The organism is Mycobacterium venezuelense, assembly GCF_054919535.1.
Window position 1 is genome coordinate 256298 of record NZ_JBONDW010000001.1, and the last position, 18337, is coordinate 274634.

21 protein-coding genes are annotated in these 18337 nt (G+C 65.5%); 8 read left to right on the top strand and 13 right to left on the bottom strand.

The genetic code is table 11. The features are described from left to right. The first annotated feature begins 17 nt into the window (after positions 1–17). Positions 18–569 (top strand): carboxymuconolactone decarboxylase family protein, encoded by a 552-nt coding sequence (locus ACRCUN_RS01285; protein ID WP_462139841.1) that lies wholly within the window; start codon positions 18–20, stop codon positions 567–569. Here ACRCUN_RS01285 and ACRCUN_RS01290 read toward each other — a convergent pair. Genes ACRCUN_RS01290 through ACRCUN_RS01305 form a run of 4 tightly spaced genes read right to left on the bottom strand, consistent with a single transcriptional unit; the run spans position 566 to position 2989 of the window. Then, positions 566–835 carry a hypothetical protein gene (locus tag ACRCUN_RS01290; protein WP_462139842.1) on the bottom strand — a complete coding sequence of 90 codons (270 nt, stop codon included), beginning with the start codon at positions 833–835 and terminating at the stop codon, positions 566–568. The two genes, ACRCUN_RS01285 and ACRCUN_RS01290, sit on opposite strands and share 4 nt — an antisense overlap. After that, positions 832–2241: a dihydrolipoyl dehydrogenase gene (lpdA, locus tag ACRCUN_RS01295; RefSeq protein WP_462139843.1), complete on the bottom strand. Its 1410-nt coding sequence runs from the start codon at positions 2239–2241 to the stop codon at positions 832–834. The genes ACRCUN_RS01290 and lpdA overlap by 4 nt, the downstream gene beginning before the upstream one ends. A 30-nt stretch (positions 2242–2271) precedes the next feature. Continuing rightward, the gene (locus tag ACRCUN_RS01300) at positions 2272–2718 is read right to left on the bottom strand and encodes a hypothetical protein (RefSeq protein WP_462139844.1); all 447 of its coding nucleotides are present in this window, start codon (positions 2716–2718) and stop codon (positions 2272–2274) included. Then, the gene (locus tag ACRCUN_RS01305; RefSeq protein WP_462139845.1) at positions 2711–2989 is read right to left on the bottom strand and encodes a putative holin; all 279 of its coding nucleotides are present in this window, start codon (positions 2987–2989) and stop codon (positions 2711–2713) included. Before ACRCUN_RS01305 ends, ACRCUN_RS01300 begins: the two co-directional genes overlap by 8 nt. 145 nt (positions 2990–3134) lie before the next feature. Here ACRCUN_RS01305 and ACRCUN_RS01310 point away from each other — a divergent pair, with 145 nt between their 5' ends. Beyond that, positions 3135–4001, top strand: a complete 867-nt coding sequence (locus ACRCUN_RS01310) for a cyclopropane mycolic acid synthase family methyltransferase (RefSeq protein ID WP_462139846.1) — start codon at positions 3135–3137, stop codon at positions 3999–4001. Positions 4002–4006: 5 nt separating this feature from the next. On the opposite strand, the gene ACRCUN_RS01315 is transcribed toward ACRCUN_RS01310, so the two are convergent. Both ACRCUN_RS01315 and adh read right to left on the bottom strand, forming a co-directional pair. Continuing rightward, complete coding sequence (locus ACRCUN_RS01315; protein ID WP_462139847.1) at positions 4007–4477, bottom strand: DUF779 domain-containing protein; 471 nt, start codon at positions 4475–4477, stop codon at positions 4007–4009. Positions 4478–4549: 72 nt separating this feature from the next. Beyond that, entirely contained in the window at positions 4550–6073 is a 1524-nt protein-coding gene (gene adh / locus ACRCUN_RS01320) for an aldehyde dehydrogenase (RefSeq protein ID WP_462139848.1), read from the bottom strand. A gap of 19 nt (positions 6074–6092) precedes the next feature. Between adh and ACRCUN_RS01325 the strand changes: the two genes are divergently transcribed. The 4 genes from ACRCUN_RS01325 to ACRCUN_RS01340 all read left to right on the top strand — a co-directional run bounded on the left by ACRCUN_RS01325 (position 6093) and on the right by ACRCUN_RS01340 (position 10057). Beyond that, positions 6093–8129 (top strand): prolyl oligopeptidase family serine peptidase, encoded by a 2037-nt coding sequence (locus tag ACRCUN_RS01325; protein ID WP_462139849.1) that lies wholly within the window; start codon positions 6093–6095, stop codon positions 8127–8129. Between the two features lie 53 nt (positions 8130–8182). Further along, positions 8183–8449, top strand: coding sequence for a hypothetical protein (locus ACRCUN_RS01330; protein WP_462139850.1), 267 nt, complete (start codon positions 8183–8185; stop codon positions 8447–8449). Positions 8450–8480: 31 nt separating this feature from the next. Next, entirely contained in the window at positions 8481–9392 is a 912-nt protein-coding gene (locus tag ACRCUN_RS01335) for a crotonase/enoyl-CoA hydratase family protein (RefSeq protein WP_462139851.1), read from the top strand. Between the two features lie 80 nt (positions 9393–9472). Next, a complete protein-coding gene (locus tag ACRCUN_RS01340; protein WP_462139852.1) occupies positions 9473–10057 on the top strand; it encodes an RNA polymerase sigma factor in 585 nt (194 codons plus the stop codon). 11 nt (positions 10058–10068) lie between these two features. On the opposite strand, the gene ACRCUN_RS01345 is transcribed toward ACRCUN_RS01340, so the two are convergent. From ACRCUN_RS01345 to ACRCUN_RS01370, 6 genes are all read right to left on the bottom strand, one after another. Next, on the bottom strand, positions 10069–11286 hold the full coding sequence (locus ACRCUN_RS01345) for a peptide synthetase (RefSeq protein WP_462139853.1): 1218 nt from the start codon (positions 11284–11286) through the stop codon (positions 10069–10071). Positions 11287–11386: 100 nt separating this feature from the next. Then, a complete protein-coding gene (locus ACRCUN_RS01350; protein WP_462139854.1) occupies positions 11387–12235 on the bottom strand; it encodes a hypothetical protein in 849 nt (282 codons plus the stop codon). A 31-nt stretch (positions 12236–12266) separates the two neighbouring features. Next, positions 12267–13124 (bottom strand): polyphosphate kinase 2, encoded by an 858-nt coding sequence (gene ppk2, locus ACRCUN_RS01355; protein ID WP_462139855.1) that lies wholly within the window; start codon positions 13122–13124, stop codon positions 12267–12269. A 74-nt stretch (positions 13125–13198) separates the two neighbouring features. Continuing rightward, positions 13199–14716, bottom strand: coding sequence for an aldehyde dehydrogenase family protein (locus ACRCUN_RS01360; protein ID WP_462139856.1), 1518 nt, complete (start codon positions 14714–14716; stop codon positions 13199–13201). A gap of 5 nt (positions 14717–14721) precedes the next feature. Beyond that, entirely contained in the window at positions 14722–15303 is a 582-nt protein-coding gene (locus tag ACRCUN_RS01365) for a phosphatase PAP2 family protein (RefSeq protein ID WP_462139857.1), read from the bottom strand. Continuing rightward, positions 15300–15821 carry a mycothiol transferase gene (locus ACRCUN_RS01370; protein WP_462139858.1) on the bottom strand — a complete coding sequence of 174 codons (522 nt, stop codon included), beginning with the start codon at positions 15819–15821 and terminating at the stop codon, positions 15300–15302. Before ACRCUN_RS01370 ends, ACRCUN_RS01365 begins: the two co-directional genes overlap by 4 nt. 55 nt (positions 15822–15876) lie before the next feature. Between ACRCUN_RS01370 and ACRCUN_RS01375 the strand changes: the two genes are divergently transcribed. Beyond that, entirely contained in the window at positions 15877–17412 is a 1536-nt protein-coding gene (locus tag ACRCUN_RS01375; protein WP_462140112.1) for a serine/threonine-protein kinase, read from the top strand. Next, on the top strand, positions 17412–17915 hold the full coding sequence (locus ACRCUN_RS01380) for a hypothetical protein (RefSeq protein WP_462139859.1): 504 nt from the start codon (positions 17412–17414) through the stop codon (positions 17913–17915). The genes ACRCUN_RS01375 and ACRCUN_RS01380 overlap by 1 nt, the downstream gene beginning before the upstream one ends. A gap of 3 nt (positions 17916–17918) precedes the next feature. Here the strand turns inward: ACRCUN_RS01380 and ACRCUN_RS01385 are convergent, their stop codons facing one another. Continuing rightward, complete coding sequence (locus tag ACRCUN_RS01385; RefSeq protein ID WP_462139860.1) at positions 17919–18305, bottom strand: VOC family protein; 387 nt, start codon at positions 18303–18305, stop codon at positions 17919–17921. Positions 18306–18337 lie beyond the last annotated feature (32 nt).

Here is an 18337-nt window from a genome sequence, read left to right on the forward strand (position 1 = left end):
GTGCCAGACTCGGTTGAGTGAGCGCATTAGAGCCTGCCCGTATCGCGCCAGGCGGATTTCGGGAGCTGGGACCGATCAACTGGGCCATCGCCAAGCTTGGCGCCCGGGCCATCCGAGCCCCGAGGTTCACGCTCTTCAACGTGCTGGGACAGCACAAGTTGCTGTTCCTGGCCTGGCTGCCGTATTCCGGGGTGTTGCTCGGCCCGCTCGGCAAGCTGCCCCGCAAGGATGCCGAGCTGATCATCCTGCGGGTCGGGCATCTGCGAGATTGTGAGTACGAGCTGCAGCAGCACCGCAGGCTGGCCCGCAGCCGCGGCGTGGACGCCGAAACGCAGGCCAGGATATTCGAGGGTCCCGATGCCGAGGGACTGACCGATCGCCAGCGCGTACTCATCACCGCGACAGACGAATTCGTCGTCACGCGCTCGATGTCCTCGGAGACGTGGGCGACGCTGTCGAAGCACCTCACCAAGCAGCAGCTCATCGAATTCTGCATGCTGGCAGCGCAATACGACGGCCTGGCCGCCACGATGACCACGCTCCGGATGCCGCTCGACTTCCCGGACTAGAGGTAGGTCACCCCGAGCACGCCGAGCGAGAACAGCACGGGCGAGACCGGCAGGCACCACAGGAACGCCGCCCACACGAGCGACTTGTCCTGGTATTTACGCCAGCCGAACCAGGCGGCCGCCAGAGCGCCCGCGAACGACAGTCCGGCGACCACCAACACCCACCGGGTGACTCTCGAGCTGTCGGTCGCCAACGTGATGGCGGCCAGCCACAGGATGTGACCGACCACCAATCCGGCTATACCGGCGACGATTTCGTTTCTCAAAAGTTGATCATGTGGCCGGCCAGGCCGTGGAAGCACTCCTGCAACGCCTCCGACAGCGTCGGGTGGGTGTGCACGTTGCGGGTCAGCTCGTTGACCGTCAGATCCCACTTCTGGGCGAGCGTCAGCTCGGGCAGCAACTCGGAGACGTCCGGCCCGATCAGGTGCCCACCGAGCAGCTCACCGTACTTGGTGTCGGCGATCAGCTTGACGAAGCCGGTGGGGTCGGCCAGGCCGTGCGCCTTGCCGTTCGCGGTGAACGGGAACTTGGCGACTTTAACGTCGTAGCCCTCTTCCTTGGCCTGTTCTTCGGTGAGGCCGAAGCTGGCCACCTGCGGCTGGCAGAACGTGGCGCGCGGCATCATCCGGTAGTCGCCGAGCGGCAAAGTCTCTGCGCCGCCGATGGTTTCGGCGGCGACGACACCCTGCGCCTCGGCCACGTGGGCGAGTTGCAGCTTGCCCGTGACATCGCCGATCGCGTAGATGTGCGGCACGTTGGTGCGCATGTAGTCGTCGATCCCGATCGCCTTACGGTCGGTGAGCGCGACGCCGGCCTTCTCCAAGCCGAAGCCCTCGACGTTCGGCGCGAAGCCGATGGCCTGCAGCACCTTGTCGGCCTTGAGCTCTTCGGACTTTCCGTCCTTGCTGACGGTGACGCGGACCGGGCCATCAGCCCCTTCATCCACGATCCCCTCGACCTTGGTGCCGGTGAGGATCTTCACGCCCAGCTTCTTGTACTGCTTCTCGATCTCCTTGGAGACCTCGGCGTCCTCGTTGGGCAGGGCCCGCGGCAGGAACTCGACGATGGTCACGTCGACGCCGTAGTTCTTCAGCACGTAGGCGAACTCCATGCCGATGGCACCGGCGCCGGCGATGATGATCGACCCGGGCAGGTCGCGCGAGAGGATCTGGGTCTCGTAGGTGACCACGTTGTCGGAGAGCGAGGTACCGGGCACGAGCCGAGTGGACGATCCGGTGGCGATGATCGCGTTGTCGAACTCGACCTTCACCGGGCCTTCTTGGCCGACCTCGCTCGATTCGACCTCAAGGCTGTTGGGCCCGGTGAACTTCCCGTACCCGTGGATCTCGGTGATCTTGTTCTTCTTCATCAGGAAGTGCACACCGGCGACCCGGCCGTCGGCGACCTTGCGGCTGCGGTCGAATGCCGCGCCGTAGTCGAACGTGGCTTCACCACTGATGCCGAAGGTTTTGGCTTCCTTGTTGAAGATGTGGGCGATCTCCGCGTTGCGCAGCAGCGCCTTCGACGGGATACACCCGACGTTGAGGCACACGCCGCCCCAGTACTTGGGTTCGACAATGGCGGTATTCAGCCCCAGCTGGGCGGCGCGAATGGCCGCGACGTATCCACCGGGACCGGCTCCGAGAACGACGACGTCAAAGTGGGTCACGCTCCCACCCTAGTGGGCGCGGCAATCTTTCTACCGGGCGATCCATCCGAAGACGTAAGCGCCGTACAACACGGCCGCCGCAGCCACGGAGGCCAGCGGGGCCGACATCAGGGCGATGGCCAACGCCGAGACCAGTGGTTTGCGCTGCGCCATCGCCGCCAGCAGCCCGGCCACCGTGGTGATGACGACATAGCCGAACACCAGGAACACCGGCCAGGTTTTGTCGACCGCCCCGAACCAGAAGTGATAGAGACCCAGGCCGGCCGCGCCTGCGACGATCCACACCCCGGCCACGACGAGGACGAACGACCAGCGCCCCAGGTACTGGTAGGTGCTCGGTACCTCCATCGGCGGTGCGGGCGCGGGCAGCGGCTCGGAGGGCAGCTCGTCCTGGTGTTCGAGCACCGGGGTCTTTAGACCTCCGGTGTCGAAGGACGGCGTGAACGGCGCGGTCGCCGTGTCCGAATCGTCAGCCACCGGAGGCCGCCTGCATCGCAACGAGTACCCCGAACCAGCCGGGTGCGAGCGCGAGAACGAAGGCGCCGAGCGCCGTGATCCAGCGCCGCCCGGACGACACGATCAGCAGCATGCCAAGCACGCCGGGTACGCCGACGACGATGGCGATCACGACGTCAGGACGAATAGTTGCGGTCACAAACACCGTCGAGGCCACCCCGGCAACGAGCCCGACCGCCGTGCCGACCAGCATTGCGCTGGTCAGCAGCCACGCCCGTGGCAGCGGGATCACTATTTGACGATAACGCCAGTTGACGCATCTTCCGCGGCAGCTTGACGGCGTGCCGAACCGGGTATCTGGTCGAGGTGATCCGCGCCGCTGTCGGCTTCGAATGCTTGATGTGGGCGAATGGCGTCCACAGGAAGGTGCCCGCACTATGCCAAAGCTGACCCCCCACTTTGCCGACGTCCAAGCTCACTATGACCTCTCGGACGACTTCTTCCGCCTGTTCCTGGACCCGACCCAGACCTACAGCTGCGCATATTTCGAACGCGACGACATGACGCTGGAGGAGGCGCAGCTCGCCAAGATCGACCTCGCGCTCGGCAAGCTCGGCCTCGAGCCGGGTATGAAGTTGCTCGACATCGGCTGTGGTTGGGGCGCAACGATGCGCCGCGCGATCGAGCGCTACGACGTCGACGTGGTGGGGCTGACGCTGTCGAAAAACCAAGCCGCACACGTCAAGCAGATGTTCGATGGCATGGACACCGAGCGCAGCAGGCGGGTGCTGTTGGAGGGCTGGGAGCAGTTCGACGAGCCCGTCGACCGCATTGTGTCCATCGGCGCGTTCGAGCACTTCGGGCGCGATCGCTATGACGCGTTCTTCGCCAAGACGTATCGGGCCCTGCCTGCCGACGGAGTGATGTTGCTGCACTCCATCTGCGGAATCCATCCGAAGGATGCACAGGAGCTCGGTATCCCGGTCACGTTCGAGTTGGCCCGGTTCATCAAGTTCATCCTCACCGAGATCTTCCCGGGCGGGCAGCTACCGTCAATTCCCATGGTGGACGAGCTCGCCACCAAGGCCGGGTTCACGGTGACCCGCAAGCAGTCGCTGCAACCGCACTACGCCAAGACTCTCGACATCTGGGCGGCCAACCTGGAGGCCAACCGGGAGCAGGCCATCGCGATCCAGTCCGAAGAGGTCTACGAGCGGTACATGAAGTACCTGACGGGCTGCGCGAAACTGTTCCGGCGGCGCCAGGTGGACGTCGTCCAGTTCACGCTGCAGAAGACTCCGTGAGCGCGCTAGCGTCCCGGAATCGGGCACGCCTCTTCGGCTTCGGCGACGATTAAGCTGCCCGCCCGCACCGGCCGCGCGCCGTCGGCGTACTGCGCCCCGGTGATGGGGGGCTGACCGGCCAGCTCCTGATTCTCGGCGTCGGTGAATGCCCGGCCGCGCGACAGGAAGCGCATGCCTTCGGGGGCTTCCAGACTGAAGCCTCCGCCCCGGCCGGGAACCACGTCGATCACGAGCTGGGTGTGCTTCCACGCCTCGAACTGCGGGCCCGAGATCCACACCGGCACGCCGTCGCCGACGTCGAGGACCGCGAGCAGGATGTCCCGGTCGCCGACGATGAAATCCCCATCGGGATAGCACATGGGCGACGATCCATCGCAGCACCCGCCGGACTGGTGAAACATCAACGCGCCGTGGCGTTCCTGCAGGGTCCCGAGGAGGTCGGCGGCGGCCGCGGTGATCAGGGCTCGACTGGTCATGTTTTCCTTTCGAACGTTGGCTTGTGTGCGAGTTCTACGCGATTTCTCGCACACAAGCCGACGCTGGGCGCTTTAGAAGAAGCCCTGGGCCTTGTTGCTGTAGCTGACGAGCAGGTTCTTGGTCTGCTGGTAGTGGTCGAGCATCACCTTGTGGTTCTCACGACCGATGCCCGACTGCTTGTAGCCACCGAACGCCGCATGTGCGGGATAGGCGTGATAGCAGTTGGTCCACACGCGGCCGGCCTTGATGTCGCGGCCTGCGCGGTAGGCGGTGTTGCCGTCACGGCTCCACACGCCCGCACCCAGACCGTAGAGGGTGTCGTTGGCGATCGAGATCGCGTCGTCGTAATCGGTGAACGACGTCACCGCCACCACGGGACCGAAGATCTCCTCCTGGAAGATCCGCATCTTGTTGTTGCCCTCGAACACCGTCGGCTGCACGTAGTAGCCGCCGGACAGGTCACCGCCGAGGTCGGCGCGCTCGCCACCGGTGACGACGCGAGCACCCTCGCTCTTGCCGATCTCGATGTAGGACAGGATCTTCTCGAACTGGTCGTTGGACGCTTGCGAGCCGATCATGGTCTCGGTGTCGAGCGGATCGCCCTGGCGCACAGCCTTCGTGCGGATCGCGGCCAGTTCCAGAAACTCGTCATAGATGTCAGCCTGGATCAGCGAACGCGACGGGCACGTGCAGACCTCACCCTGGTTCAGCGCGAACATCGTGAATCCCTCAAGCGCCTTATCCTGGAAGTCGTCCCCCGCCGCCATCACGTCGTTGAAGAAGATGTTCGGCGACTTGCCGCCCAGCTCCAGCGTGACCGGGATCAGGTTCTGGCTCGCGTACTGCATGATCAACCGGCCCGTGGTGGTCTCACCGGTGAATGCGATCTTGGCGATCCGATTCGACGACGCGAGCGGCTTGCCCGCCTCGACCCCGAACCCGTTGACGATGTTGACCACACCCGCGGGCAACAGATCACCGATCAGGCTGAACAGGTACAGCACCGAGGCCGGCGTCTGCTCGGCGGGCTTGAGCACCACGGCGTTACCGGCAGCCAGCGCCGGAGCCAGCTTCCACACCGCCATCAGGATCGGGAAGTTCCACGGGATGATCTGGCCGACCACACCCAACGGCTCATGGAAGTGATAGGCAACCGTGTCCTCATCGACCTGGCTGAGGCTTCCCTCCTGCGCGCGGATCGCCCCGGCGAAGTAACGGAAGTGGTCGACCGCCAACGGAATATCGGCATTGAGGGTCTCGCGGATCGGCTTGCCGTTGTCCCACGACTCCGCCAACGCAATCGACTCCAGGTTCTGCTCGATGCGATCGGCGATCTTGTTGAGGATCACCGCCCGCTCGGCAGGCGCGGTCTTACCCCACGCCGGCGCCGCCGCATGCGCGGCATCCAGAGCCTTCTCGATATCGGCCTCGGTCGAGCGCGCCACCTCACAGAACACCTGACCCGTCACCGGAGTCGGGTTCTCGAAATACCGGCCATCGACTGGCGCGACCCACTCACCACCGATGTAGTTGTCGTAGCGCGATTCGAATGACATCAGGGCGTCGGCAGCACCAGGGCGGGAAAACACGGTCATCATCGACTCCTCGTAAGCGGTGTTACGCAGCTCACACTACGCCCACGGCCACAATGGGGTGATGGCAGACGACCCATATCTGTGGCTCGAGGACATCACCGGCGAGGACGCGCTGGAGTGGGCACGCGCCCACAACGACGCGACGCTGGCCGAGCTCGGCGGCGACCGTTTCGAGGAGTTGCGCGCCGAGGTGCTCGAGGTGCTCGACACCGACGCCCGCATCCCCTATGTGGGTAGGCGCGGGGACCATCTGTACAACTTCTGGCGCGACGAGGCCAATCCCCGCGGCTTGTGGCGGCGCACCACATTGGACAGCTACCGCACCGATGATCCGCAGTGGGAGGTGCTGATCGACGTCGACGAACTCGCGCGCGCCGAGGACGAGAACTGGGTGTGGTCGAGCCCCGAGGTGATCGAACCCGAACACACGCTCGCGTTGATAAGCCTGTCCCGCGGCGGCGCCGACGCCACGGTGGTTCGTGAATTCGACATGCGGACAAAGCAGTTCGTGGACGGCGGCTTCGAGCTGCCGGAGGCGAAGTCCTCGGTGTCATGGGAGGACGAGGACACCGTGCTGGTGTGCACCGATTTCGGTGAGGGTTCGATGACCGAGTCCGGCTATCCGCGTATCGCCAAGCGCTGGCGCCGTGGCGAGCCGCTCGAGAATGCCGAAACGGTCTATGAGGCCGAACCGACGGACGTGCGGGTCATCGCCGGCGTCGACCGTACGCCCGGTTATGAGCACACCAGGCTGGGCCGGTACACCGACTTCTACAACCGCATCCGCTACGAACTCCGCGACGGCGCACTGATTCCCATCGATGTTCCCACCGACGCGACGACGGCGACGCACCGCGAGTGGATGCTGATCTCACTGCGGACGGACTGGCAGATCGGCGATGTCACCTATACCGCCGGCAGCCTGCTGGCCACCAAATTCGACGACTTCCTCTCCGGTGAACGTGATCTCACCGTCGTGTACGAACCGGATGAGCACAGCTGCCTGTCCGGCGCCAGCTGGACGAAAGACAAGCTCGTGCTGGTCACGCGGCGCGACGTCGCCAGCCACATCGAGATCGTCACGCCGGGAACCTGGGAACGCGTGGACGCCCCCGGCATCCCGGCGTCCGACGAGACCGTCGTGGTGGACACTGACCCATTCGGCGACGAAGTCTTCTATGACACAAGCGGATTCACCACACCGTCGAGACTGCTGCACGGAACCGCGGGTGGCGCACTGGAACAGCTCAAGTCCGCGCCATCGTTCTTCGACGCCGACGGCATCGATGTCGCCCAGTATTTCGCGACGTCGGCCGACGGCACGGCCATCCCGTATTTCGTGGTCGGGCAGCGCTCCACCCCCGCACCGACGTGGCTCTACGGATATGGCGGATTCCAGAACTCGCTGACCCCCAGCTATGCCGGCGGACTCGGCCGGGGCTGGTTGACCCGCGGCGGCACGTACGTCATGGCCAACATCCGCGGCGGAGGCGAGTACGGGCCGCGCTGGCACACCCAGGCGATGCGGGAGAACCGGCACCTGGTGTACGAGGACTTCGCGGCTGTCGCCGCCGATCTGGTGCGACGCGGCATCACGACCGTCGAGCAGCTCGGTGCGTCCGGCGGCAGCAACGGCGGACTTCTCATGGGTGTCATGCTCACGCAGTATCCGGAGTTGTTCGGTGCGCTGGTGTGCAGCGTGCCGCTGCTCGACATGAAGCGGTACCACCTGCTGCTCGCCGGTGCCTCATGGATGGCCGAGTACGGCGACCCGGATGATCCGGCCGACTGGGAGTTCATCTCCAAATACTCGCCTTACCAGAACATCTCGGGCGACCGCCGGTATCCGCCCATCCTGATCACGACCTCGACCCGCGACGACCGCGTACACCCGGGCCACGCCAGGAAGATGACCGCCGCACTGCAGGCGGCCGGCCACCGCGTGTACTACTACGAGAACATCGAAGGTGGGCACGGCGGCGCCGCCGACAACAAGCAGGCCGCGTTCAAGGCGGCGCTGACCTACGAGTTCCTGTGGCGGATGCTCGGCGGATAGCCGGCGCGCCGGACACCACGCCGGAGCGTTCCCGCGCCGTTATGCTGACCCCGATGCACGCATTCCGGCGTTATCTCGCGATCCAGGGCATGACCCTGATATTCGGCATCGTCGGGCCCATCTTCCTCGTCGTCTACTTCGCCGTCCAACCCGAACCAGGCCTCAAATGGATGTACTGGTTCGGCTTGTTCATCACCGCGGCCGACGTACTCATCGCCCTGGCCGTCACCGAATCGAGCCTCAAAGAGGACCGGACACCGACCGACGTCCGCCTCGCGGTTGCGTTCCAGAACTTCCGCCAGCGCCACGACGACTCTTGACTTCACGGGCCGAAGTGGCTCGACTGCTTCCATGGCCCACGAGTTCGAAACACTGCTCTACCGCACGGCTGCTCCGATAGCGACCATCACGCTGAACCGGCCCGAGCAGCTCAACACGATCGTGCCGCCGATGCCCGATGAGATCGAGAAGGCCATCGGCCTGGCCGAGCGCGACCCGGAGATCAAGGTGATCGTGCTGCGGGGTGCCGGCCGCTCATTCTCCGGCGGATACGACTTCGGCGGCGGCTTCCAGCATTGGGGTGCAGCGATGAACACCGACGGCCGCTGGGACCCGGGCAAGGACTTCGCGATGGTCAGCGCCCGCGAGACCGGGCCGACCCAGAAGTTCATGGCCATCTGGCGCGCGTCCAAACCGGTGATCGCCCAGGTGCACGGCTGGTGCGTGGGCGGTGCGAGTGACTATGCGCTGTGCGCCGACATCGTCATCGCGAGTGACGACGCGGTCATCGGCACCCCGTATGCGCGCATGTGGGGTGCCTACCTCACCGGAATGTGGCTGTACCGGCTGAGCCTGGCGAAGGTGAAGTGGCATTCGCTGACCGGTGAGCCGCTCACCGGAAAAGAAGCCGCCGCAGTGGAACTCATCAATGAATCCGTTCCGTTCGAGCACCTTGAGGCCCGGGTGGCCGAGGTTGCGGGCAAGCTGGCGCGAATCCCGTTGTCCCAGCTGCAAGCCCAGAAGCTCATCGTCAATCAGGCCTACGAGAACATGGGCCTGGCCTCCACCCAGACGCTCGGCGGCATCCTCGACGGCTTGATGCGCAACACCCCCGACGCGCTGAGTTTCATCGGCACCGCTGCGCACGACGGCGTGCGCGCCGCAGTCGAGCGCCGTGACGGGCCGTGGGGCGACTACAGCCAGGCACCGCCGGAGCGCAGGCCCGACCCGTCGCACGTCATCGAACCGGACGTCGACGCATAACGTTTCTCGGATGCGTGACCATCGATTCGCCCTCACGTTGTCCCCTCGGGCTCGACCGTGATCCCGATACGGTTCGGTGGATGCGCTCCCTGTGCGGCCATGGCACCGAACGCGAAGACGGGATCAACCGCCTGTTCGGCGTGCTCGTGCGGGTCGCGCGCCGCGAGGTCCGCCGACGTGCGGCCCGAACACCCGTCACCGGGCGGGAACTCGACGACATCGCCGAGCAGGCCGCCGCTGACGCGCTTCTTGCGGTACTGGCCAAGTTGGTCAGCTTCCGCGGCGAAAGCCGGTTCACCACATGGGCGTATCGCTTCGTCGCGTTGGAGGTGTCGGAGAAGCTCAACCGCCATCACTGGCGCGTCCCAATGGCGGCACTGTCAGATGAGGATTGGACCCGGATACCGAACCGGACGCTGGTCGATCCCGCGTCGTACGCCGAGGGACTTGAGTTGCTCACCGTCATCAAGCAGGCCATCGAGCAGACCATGACACAACATCAGCGTCGGCTGTTCGTCGCCGTCGTGGTCGACGAAACCCCGCTCGACGTCCTGGTCGACGAGCTGGGGATCAGCCGAAACGCCATACACAAAGCGATATTCGATGCACGGCGGAAACTTCATCACTGCCTTGCCGCCAACGGCTATCTCCCTCAAGCGAATTGACGCAGGTCGCGTCATCCGCATTCGGTCATCAGCAGGGCCCGCATGCCAGCCAGGAAGCCGCCAGGCGGCGTGTACGCGCACGTGACCATACGCAGCCTGCCCCGATACGTGACGATACCCGTGACATACTCGCCGGCGAACTGCTCGTGCACCACGGGCCCCCACACCGCGACCGGGGCGATCGGCCCGGTGGCGGTGAGATCTCGCGCTCCGAGGTTCGTGATCAACAATTCCGACGGCAGCGATTCGGTCAGGAAGTGTTCCGCGTCAACGGCTTCCGCATCGATCGTGATACTGTCCTGCACTCGCGCGGTCACTGCGGCAACCGCATGCGCCGATCGGCATATCGCGAGTTCGGCGCTGACCGCGCGGGCCCGGTCCCAGAATGCGACATCGCCGTCGACCGCAACCCCGTTCAGCGCACCGCCGATGTAGAGCCCGTAGACCTCCCCCACTCCCACCGTCTCCCGGACGTTGATGGGGCTGAACACGCGAACGAAGTTCTCGCCGAGCTCTTCGGCTCGTACCAGGCTCTGGGCCACCAGGATTGCGGCGTGCACCGTGGTGTGTTCGACGCGGCACCGCTTCACCAGCCGGTCGGTCTCCGCACCGCTCAGCTCGATCGCCGCGATGTCGGGAGCCGTGCCGTCGAAAGGACGGATCTTGGCCGGAATACCCATGCGGGGATCGACCGGCGGGACATCGAACTGCGCAGTGGGCACGACGCGGTTGATCACGTCCTCCACCGGCTCGGCCACCGGCAATTCGTTCAACTGCCTGCCGTTGAGCGCGGCCACCAGGCTGTCGATCACCAACGTTGCCGATATCCCGTCTGAGGCAGTGTGATCGAACGTCAGGACAACGGTCGACGTGGTGGCGTCGGTGATCAGCACGGCGCGGATGAGAGGGTTCCCGGCACCACCCAGCGGTTGGATCAGTTCCTCGGTGACCGCAGACTGCCAGTCGGTGCGATCGTGGCGGACAACCCGAAGCGGGATTGGCGAAGCCTCGGCAGCACGGTAGAAGCCCAACCGCGTCCCGGGCCGATCCTCGGCATGCGCCGACAACACCGGGTAGCGCCGCTGAACAGCATCGAGCGCGGCACGCACCATGGTCTCTTCGAATGGGACCGCGAATTCGACAACCACCGAGAATTGCACCTGATTGTTTTCGTTGTAGCGGTAGAAGAACCGCTCCCACGCGCCGAATGGCCGCACCAAGGTCGTCATGCGTCTGCCTCCTCACACGAGGACCCGCGTTCGCGGGCCGTCATGTGATTAGCGGCAGCCGATCAGCTCGACTTACCCCACAACCGCTGTGAGGTCACTGTCAGTCCGTCCGGCGGCGCAGGCCGCCCAGCATCGCCACGATCACGCCCAACACCACAAGGCCACCGCCGGCCGCGAGGGTCAGGTTGAGCCACTGGTGCAGGCTGCCGATTGCGTGGCCGACCATCGAATCGGCGATCTGGCGGATGTCGCCGCTGGTGTGGTTGAGCGCATCGTTGATGTACCGACGTGCGGCCTCCAGCCCGGCCCACCCGGCCGCACCGACGAGAAGTGCCGAAACACCCAACGCTGCAAGCGTTTTGCCGCGGGAACGGGCCGCAGCCAGCGTCAGCAGGGCAAAGACTCCGGTGAGCACCGCGGCCGCCACACTCACCCATGGCCCCCACACCGCCAGCAACCGTAGTTTCCCCGGTTCCAGGCCGGCAGGCGGCGATGCCGTGATCTGCACCGTAAGTGTCTGCGGCACTTCGACATCGAAGTTCGCCAGGGTCTGTTGAAACGACGTGTCCGACAGCATCGGCGCGAGATCGATCACCCAGCCGCCGTCGGCGTCGCGAGCCACCCGGTCGGTGAACATCCAGGTGTGCGCGATTTCGTTGGCCCTGGCGAACTGTCCGGGAAACGCTTCACCCGCGGTGTAGGCGTTGGCCACCCCGCGCACCATGCCGGCATTCACGTCGGCGCCGCGTTGCGCGGCCAATGTGGTCACCTGGGTGGTGAGCTCACCAGCGACCGCCTGCTGCAGCTGTGGGTCCTTGGCGGCCGCCGCGGCGAACGCCGAGTACCCGGTGCGATCGATGACGTTCTTCTGCGCCCACGCGCTCGGTACCGCCACCGCGAGCAGAGCCGTCGTCAGCACCCACAGGAACAGCGTCGTCACAAACCGCACGCCGCCCTCCTAGCCGGGGCGGCACCGGGGATCAATCCGAGAGCGCACGCCCCACGATGAGTGGATCGGCATGGCCGACCACCTCATGGTCCTTGTTGTCGTAGTCGAACTTACCGAGCACGTAACGCATGGCGTTGATACGGGCGCGTTTCTTGTCGTTGCTCTTCACCACAGTCCACGGCGCGGTTTCGGTGTCGGTCCAGGCGAACATGTCTTCCTTGGCCGCGGTGTAGTCATCCCATTTGTCCAGCGACGCAAGATCGGTCGGGGAGAGTTTCCATTGGCGCACCGGATCGACCTGGCGGATGGTGAAGCGCGTGCGCTGCTCGGACTGCGTCACCGAAAACCACAGCTTCGTGAGGCTGATGCCGTCGTTGACCAGCATCTGCTCGAACAGCGGGGCCTGGCGGATGAACTCCGCATGCTGCTTGGGTGTGCAGTAGCCCATCACTCGCTCGACACCGGCGCGGTTGTACCAGGACCGGTCGAACAGCACGATCTCACCGGAGGCGGGCAAGTGGCCGACGTAGCGCTGGAAATACCACTGAGTGCGTTCCTTCTCGGTGGGTTTCTCCAGCGCGACGACGCGAGCACCGCGCGGGTTGAGGTGCTCCATGAACCGCTTGATGGTGCCACCCTTGCCCGCGGCGTCGCGGCCCTCGAACACGATGACGTGCCGGTGGCCGTTGGCCTGACTCCACTTCTGCAGTTTCAGCAACTCGATCTGGAGCAGTCGCTTCTGCTCCTCGTAGTCGTTGCGCTTCATCCGCTCGTCGTACGGATAGCCCTCGCGCCAGGTGTCGACGACTTCGCCGCTCGGAAGAAGCAGCAGCTCAGGGTCGTCGTCATCGTCGTCGCGGACGGCGTAGCCAGTGGAGTCCAGAGTCACCGGCCGAAAGTATCGGCCCCGGCAGAAGCCAAGGTGACACCGCAGTGAACGGCCGGTGGCGAGTTACCCCTCTCCTACTTGGCCTTGCGCCGCGGGCGCGACAGCGCCATTTTGGTCATGAGCTTGTTCATCCGCGCCAACGCCTTGTGGGAGTTGTTGTAGTAGTTGCCGCCGGCACCGACATTGGTGCGGGGCACCACGACGGTCTCCTGCTTGCAGAACTTGCGAACGCCGTCGACGCCGCCGAACCGCGCGCCGATGCCCGACGTCTTCCATCCGCCCATCGGCGCGGTGGTGCACATCAGGTTCGAGATCACGTCGTTGACGTTGACCGCTCCACAATCCAACTGCAATGCAACGGCTTTCGCCCGGTCGGTGTCCTTGGAGAACACCGAGGCGCTCAAGCCGTACTGGCTGTCGTTGGCAAGCCGGACAGCTTCCTCGACCGAGGACACCTTCATGATCGGCAGGGTCGGGCCGAACGTCTCCTCGGTCATGCAGGACATCGAGTGATCGACGTCGACGAGAACCGTGGGCGGGTAGAAACTGCCCGTCCCGTCATACCGCTTGCCACCGGTCAACGCCTTGGCCCCGGCCGCGATCGCCTCGTTCACATGCCGCTCGGTGATGGCCACCTGGTTCTCGTCGATCTGTGCGCCGAAGTCGTAGCCCTCGCCCGCACCCATCTTGAGGTTGTTCACGGCTTTCACGACAGCCGAGACGAACTGGTCATAGACGGGCTCAAGAACATAGGCCCGCTCGACCGACACACACGTCTGGCCCGCGTTGAACATCGCGCCCCACACCGCAGCGTTCGCGGCGAGCTCGACGTCGGCGTCCTCCAGCACGATCATCGGATCCTTGCCGCCGAGCTCGAGGCTGACCGGGGTGAGCCGCCGCGCGGCGCGCTCCATCACCTTGGCACCGGTCGCGCTGGACCCGGTGAACTGGATGTAGTCGGAGTTGTCGATGACGGCCTCGGAGACCTCACGGGCGCCCTGGGCGAGTGCGAACACCTCCGGCGCGCCGGAGTCCAACCAGCCGCGCAGCAGCACCTCGGCCGTCAGTGGGGTGCGCTCGGACGGCTTGAGCAGTACCGAGCAACCGGCGGCGAGTGCGCCGATGGCGTCCATCATCGCGTTGGCGACCGGGTAGTTCCACGGAGCGATGATGCCGACGACCGCGCGCGGGCGGTAGTGCACGGCGATCTTCTTGATCGACAGGAACGGCAACGGAGCGGGCCGGGTCTCGGGCTCCATCGCCTTCTCCACGGTCTTGATGTAGTACGACAAGATCATCAGCAGCAGCGGCACCTCCTGCGCCGCGTCCACTGCCGACTTGCCGGTCTCGGCGATCAGCAGCTTTTCGATCTCGTCGCGGTGGTCGCCGAGCCACACGGCGTAGCGGGCGAGCACCTTGGCGCGGCCTTTCGCGCCGCGGGCCTCCCATTCCTTCTGCGCGGCCCGCAGGCCCGCCGCGATCCGCGGCACATCGGCCGGATCGGTCCAACGCACCTGGCCGGCGACGGCGCCGGTCGCAGGGTTGTGAATAGTGCCGGTCTCCGGCAGTTCTACTTCAGGCGTCGCTGTCATGCGCCCTATGTTAACCACCGTTTGTGACCCACGTCGCACCGGGGTTGACACCTGTCAAGTGTGGGCCGGGTCGTGACGTAGACCAGACAGACGACCGACGTGGCCAGCAACGCCGCGCCGACCGTATCGGTGAAGTAATGGTGCGTGATCGCCTGCCCGAACATGCCGAGAAGGCTCACGGTGACCGCCACGGCAACGGCCCATGCGGCGAACCCGGCGGCGATCAAGAACATCCCCATCACCATGACGACGAACGTCGCGTGGCCGCTGGGATAAGCCAGGGCACCGCCCTTCTCCCGACCGAAGAGGTGTTTGCACGCCCGCGCCACGGCAATCGCGAGCGGCGGGCTCACGGCCATCGCCGCCGCAAGCCACCACTGTCTGCGCCACAGCACCACGACGATCGCGGCCAGAAGCACCGGCGTCAGCCATCGCCAGTCCGTGAACAACAGGAACGTCCGGCGGTACGGACCCAGGTCGCGGCCCAACGCCTGAAACCAGCCGTCGACGGGGGTCGGTCCGTGACGCACCGCCACGCCCAGCACCAACATGGCGACCATCGCGACCGGTGGCCACCAGCGCGTCATTTCCCGATGATTCCTCGCAAGTAGGCCGCCTGGCCGAGATGCTGTGCGCAATCGTCGACAATGCTGACCAGCCGTGCGCTCGCCGTCACCGGCGGATCCCAGTTGGTGTCGACGACTCGCGCCAACTCGTCCGCGGTGACCGTGGCGATGTACTCGAGCGTGACCTTGTGCACGGCTCGGTAATAGCCGGCCAACAGGTCGGCCGGTGCCTGCACCTTGGCGACGTCCTCGGGCCGGTGGCCGTATCCGATGTCGTTGCGCGGCAAGTCGAGGCCGAACCGGTCGACCCATCCGTCGCGGGTCCACACCTGCTCGACGCCCGCGATGTCGCACAGCTGCAGGTCCTGGCATCGGGCACTGTGCCAGATCAGCCACGCGATGCTGTTGGCCTGCGGCGTCGGCCGATAGCTCGACACCTCGTCGGTCAGCCCCTCGGTGAGGTCGTCGACGTGCTCGATCAGCCGGGTGAACGCGTCACGCAACAGCTCCCGGACGGCTTCGGAATCGGCGGCGGTCATGATCCTGACGCTACTCGCGCTGGAAAGGTCCCCGGTCACCGCTACTATCACGGCCATGCCGCTGAACACCGGTGACGTGTTCGCCGGGTACACGATTCAACGTTTGCTCGGCTCCGGCGGCATGGGCGAGGTGTATCTGGCGCAGCATCCGCGGCTGCCCCGTCAGGACGCGCTCAAGATCCTGCCGACCTCGCTGACCGGCGACACGCAGTACCGGCAGCGGTTCAATCGGGAAGCCGACATCGCCGCCCTGTTGTGGCATCCCCATATCGTCGGCCTGCACGACCGCGGCGAGAGCGACGGTCAGCTCTGGATCGCCATGGATTATGTGGACGGCACCGACGCGTCACGGTTCGTCCGCGAACACCATCCGACCGGAATGCCGTTACCCGAGGCGATCGAGATCGTCACGGCAATCGCCGACGCGCTCGATTACGCCCACACCCGCAACCTCTTGCACCGCGATGTCAAGCCGGCGAACATCCTGCTGACCGGATCCGGGGACCATGCCGATACCGCTCCCCGCGTGCGTACGAGACGCCGAATTCTCTTGGCGGACTTCGGTGTTGCGCGCCGCGTCGACGACATCAGCGGCCTGACCGCCACCAACATGGCGGTCGGTTCGATGGCCTATTCCGCACCCGAGCAGCTGCTGGGGCAGGACATGGACGGCCGGGCCGATCAATACGCCCTGGCTGCCAGCGCATTTCATCTCCTGACCGGACGCTCGCCGTTCCACCACTCGAACGCGGCCGTCGTCATCAGCAAGCACCTCAGCGAACCGCCGCCACGCCTGAGCGACTCACGCCCAGAACTCGCCCACCTCGACGACGTGATGGCCAAGGGCCTGGCCAAGAATCCGGCCGAGCGCTACGCCCAGTGCAGTGATTTCGCCAACGCGCTCGCGAACGCCGCTCCCAAACCCGCGCCACGTCCGCCCGTGGCGAGCACCGCGCGGCCGGTCGTCTCACCGCCGTCGCCGCCACCGGCTCCTGCGCCGCAACCGCCTGCGCCGCACATCAGTAGCCCGTCGATCAGCACGCCGCCCCCTGCGGCGGCCTGGTCGTTCACGCCTCCCGCACTGCAACCCCGCCCGCGACAGAAGCGCAGCGCGGCAAGGACTCTCGTGCCCGCCGTGCTCGGTGTGTTGTTGGCATGCGCGATCGGCTTTGCCGCCACCCAGTTCCTCCGCAGCGCCCCGACGGCGAGCACCACCCCACAATGGCAGCCCTACGTCGACGCGGCTAAGACCCTGGCGGTCGATCTCGTCACCGTGAATGCCGACACCGTCGACGCTGACATCGAGCGCGTGATCGATCAGACGACCGGTGAATTCCAGGACCGGCTGCGCAGTGGTTCGGCGAAGATGAAGCAGGGCACGGTCGACGAGGGCAAAGAGACCGAGGCCGACGTGACCGGCGCCGGTGTCGAATCGTTCACGACCGACGAGGCCGTGGTGCTGGTCAGTGTCACCACGAAAACGACGTACAACACCAATGCCCCGCGCGAGGACGCCGTCCAGCGGCTCGAAATCACGATGGTCAAGGTCGGCGACGGTTACAAGGCCTCGAAGATGGAGTTCGTGGACTGATGCAGCGCCGGACGGGATGGGTGGTTCTGGTTGGCAGCCTCGTCGTGGGCATAGCGGTTGCGCTCGGGCTCGGCACGTGGCAATTGATGGACAAGAACCGGCCGGCACCGACACCGGTCGCCGACGAGACCGCCGCGCGCGACGAGGTGCTGGAGTTGGCGACCGCCAACCTCGAGAAGCTGCTGAGTTACACGCCGAGAACCGACGATGACGACGTCGATGACCTCGCTTCACTGCTGACCGGCAAGGCCGTCGACAACTACCGCGAACAGATGCGCTCGAAGACGGCCATCGCCCGGTCCAACGGCGTCACGCAGACCGCGACCGTTCGCAACGCCGCGATCGAAACCTTGTCGGCCGACAAGGCTCAGGTGCTGACGTTCGTCGACCAGACCGTCGCCTCGACAAGCAACAAGACCAAGACGGAGGCGCAGCTGGCCATCCGGGTCGAGCTCGCGCAGATCAACGGTGCGTGGCTCATCACCGCGATCAGCACGTTGTAGGCGCTATTGCGGCGGGGCCCCGTGGAAAACGGCCTCGACGTTGTTGCCGTCCGGGTCGCGGACGAACGCGCCGAAATACCCGGGGTGATACTCGGGCCACAGGCGTGGTGCGTGCAGCGGCTCGGCACCCAGCTTCAGCGCGGTCTCGTAGAACTCGGTGACCACATCGACGCCGGACGCGTGAAACGCCACATGGATCTCGCGGTTGGGCCCGCCGGCGGCACCGGCACTGATATCGGCGATCCAGAAGGCGGGATGCCCGTCCTTGCCGTAACCGATGGCCACGTCGTAGTCCATCTGACGCGTGTAGCCCAGCACGCCCAGGACCGCGTCGTAGAACTCCTTCGACTTGGCGAAGTCTGCGCAGTTGATTCCGAAATGATCGATCACGCGCTCGATCCTGGCACGCGACACCGACAGGT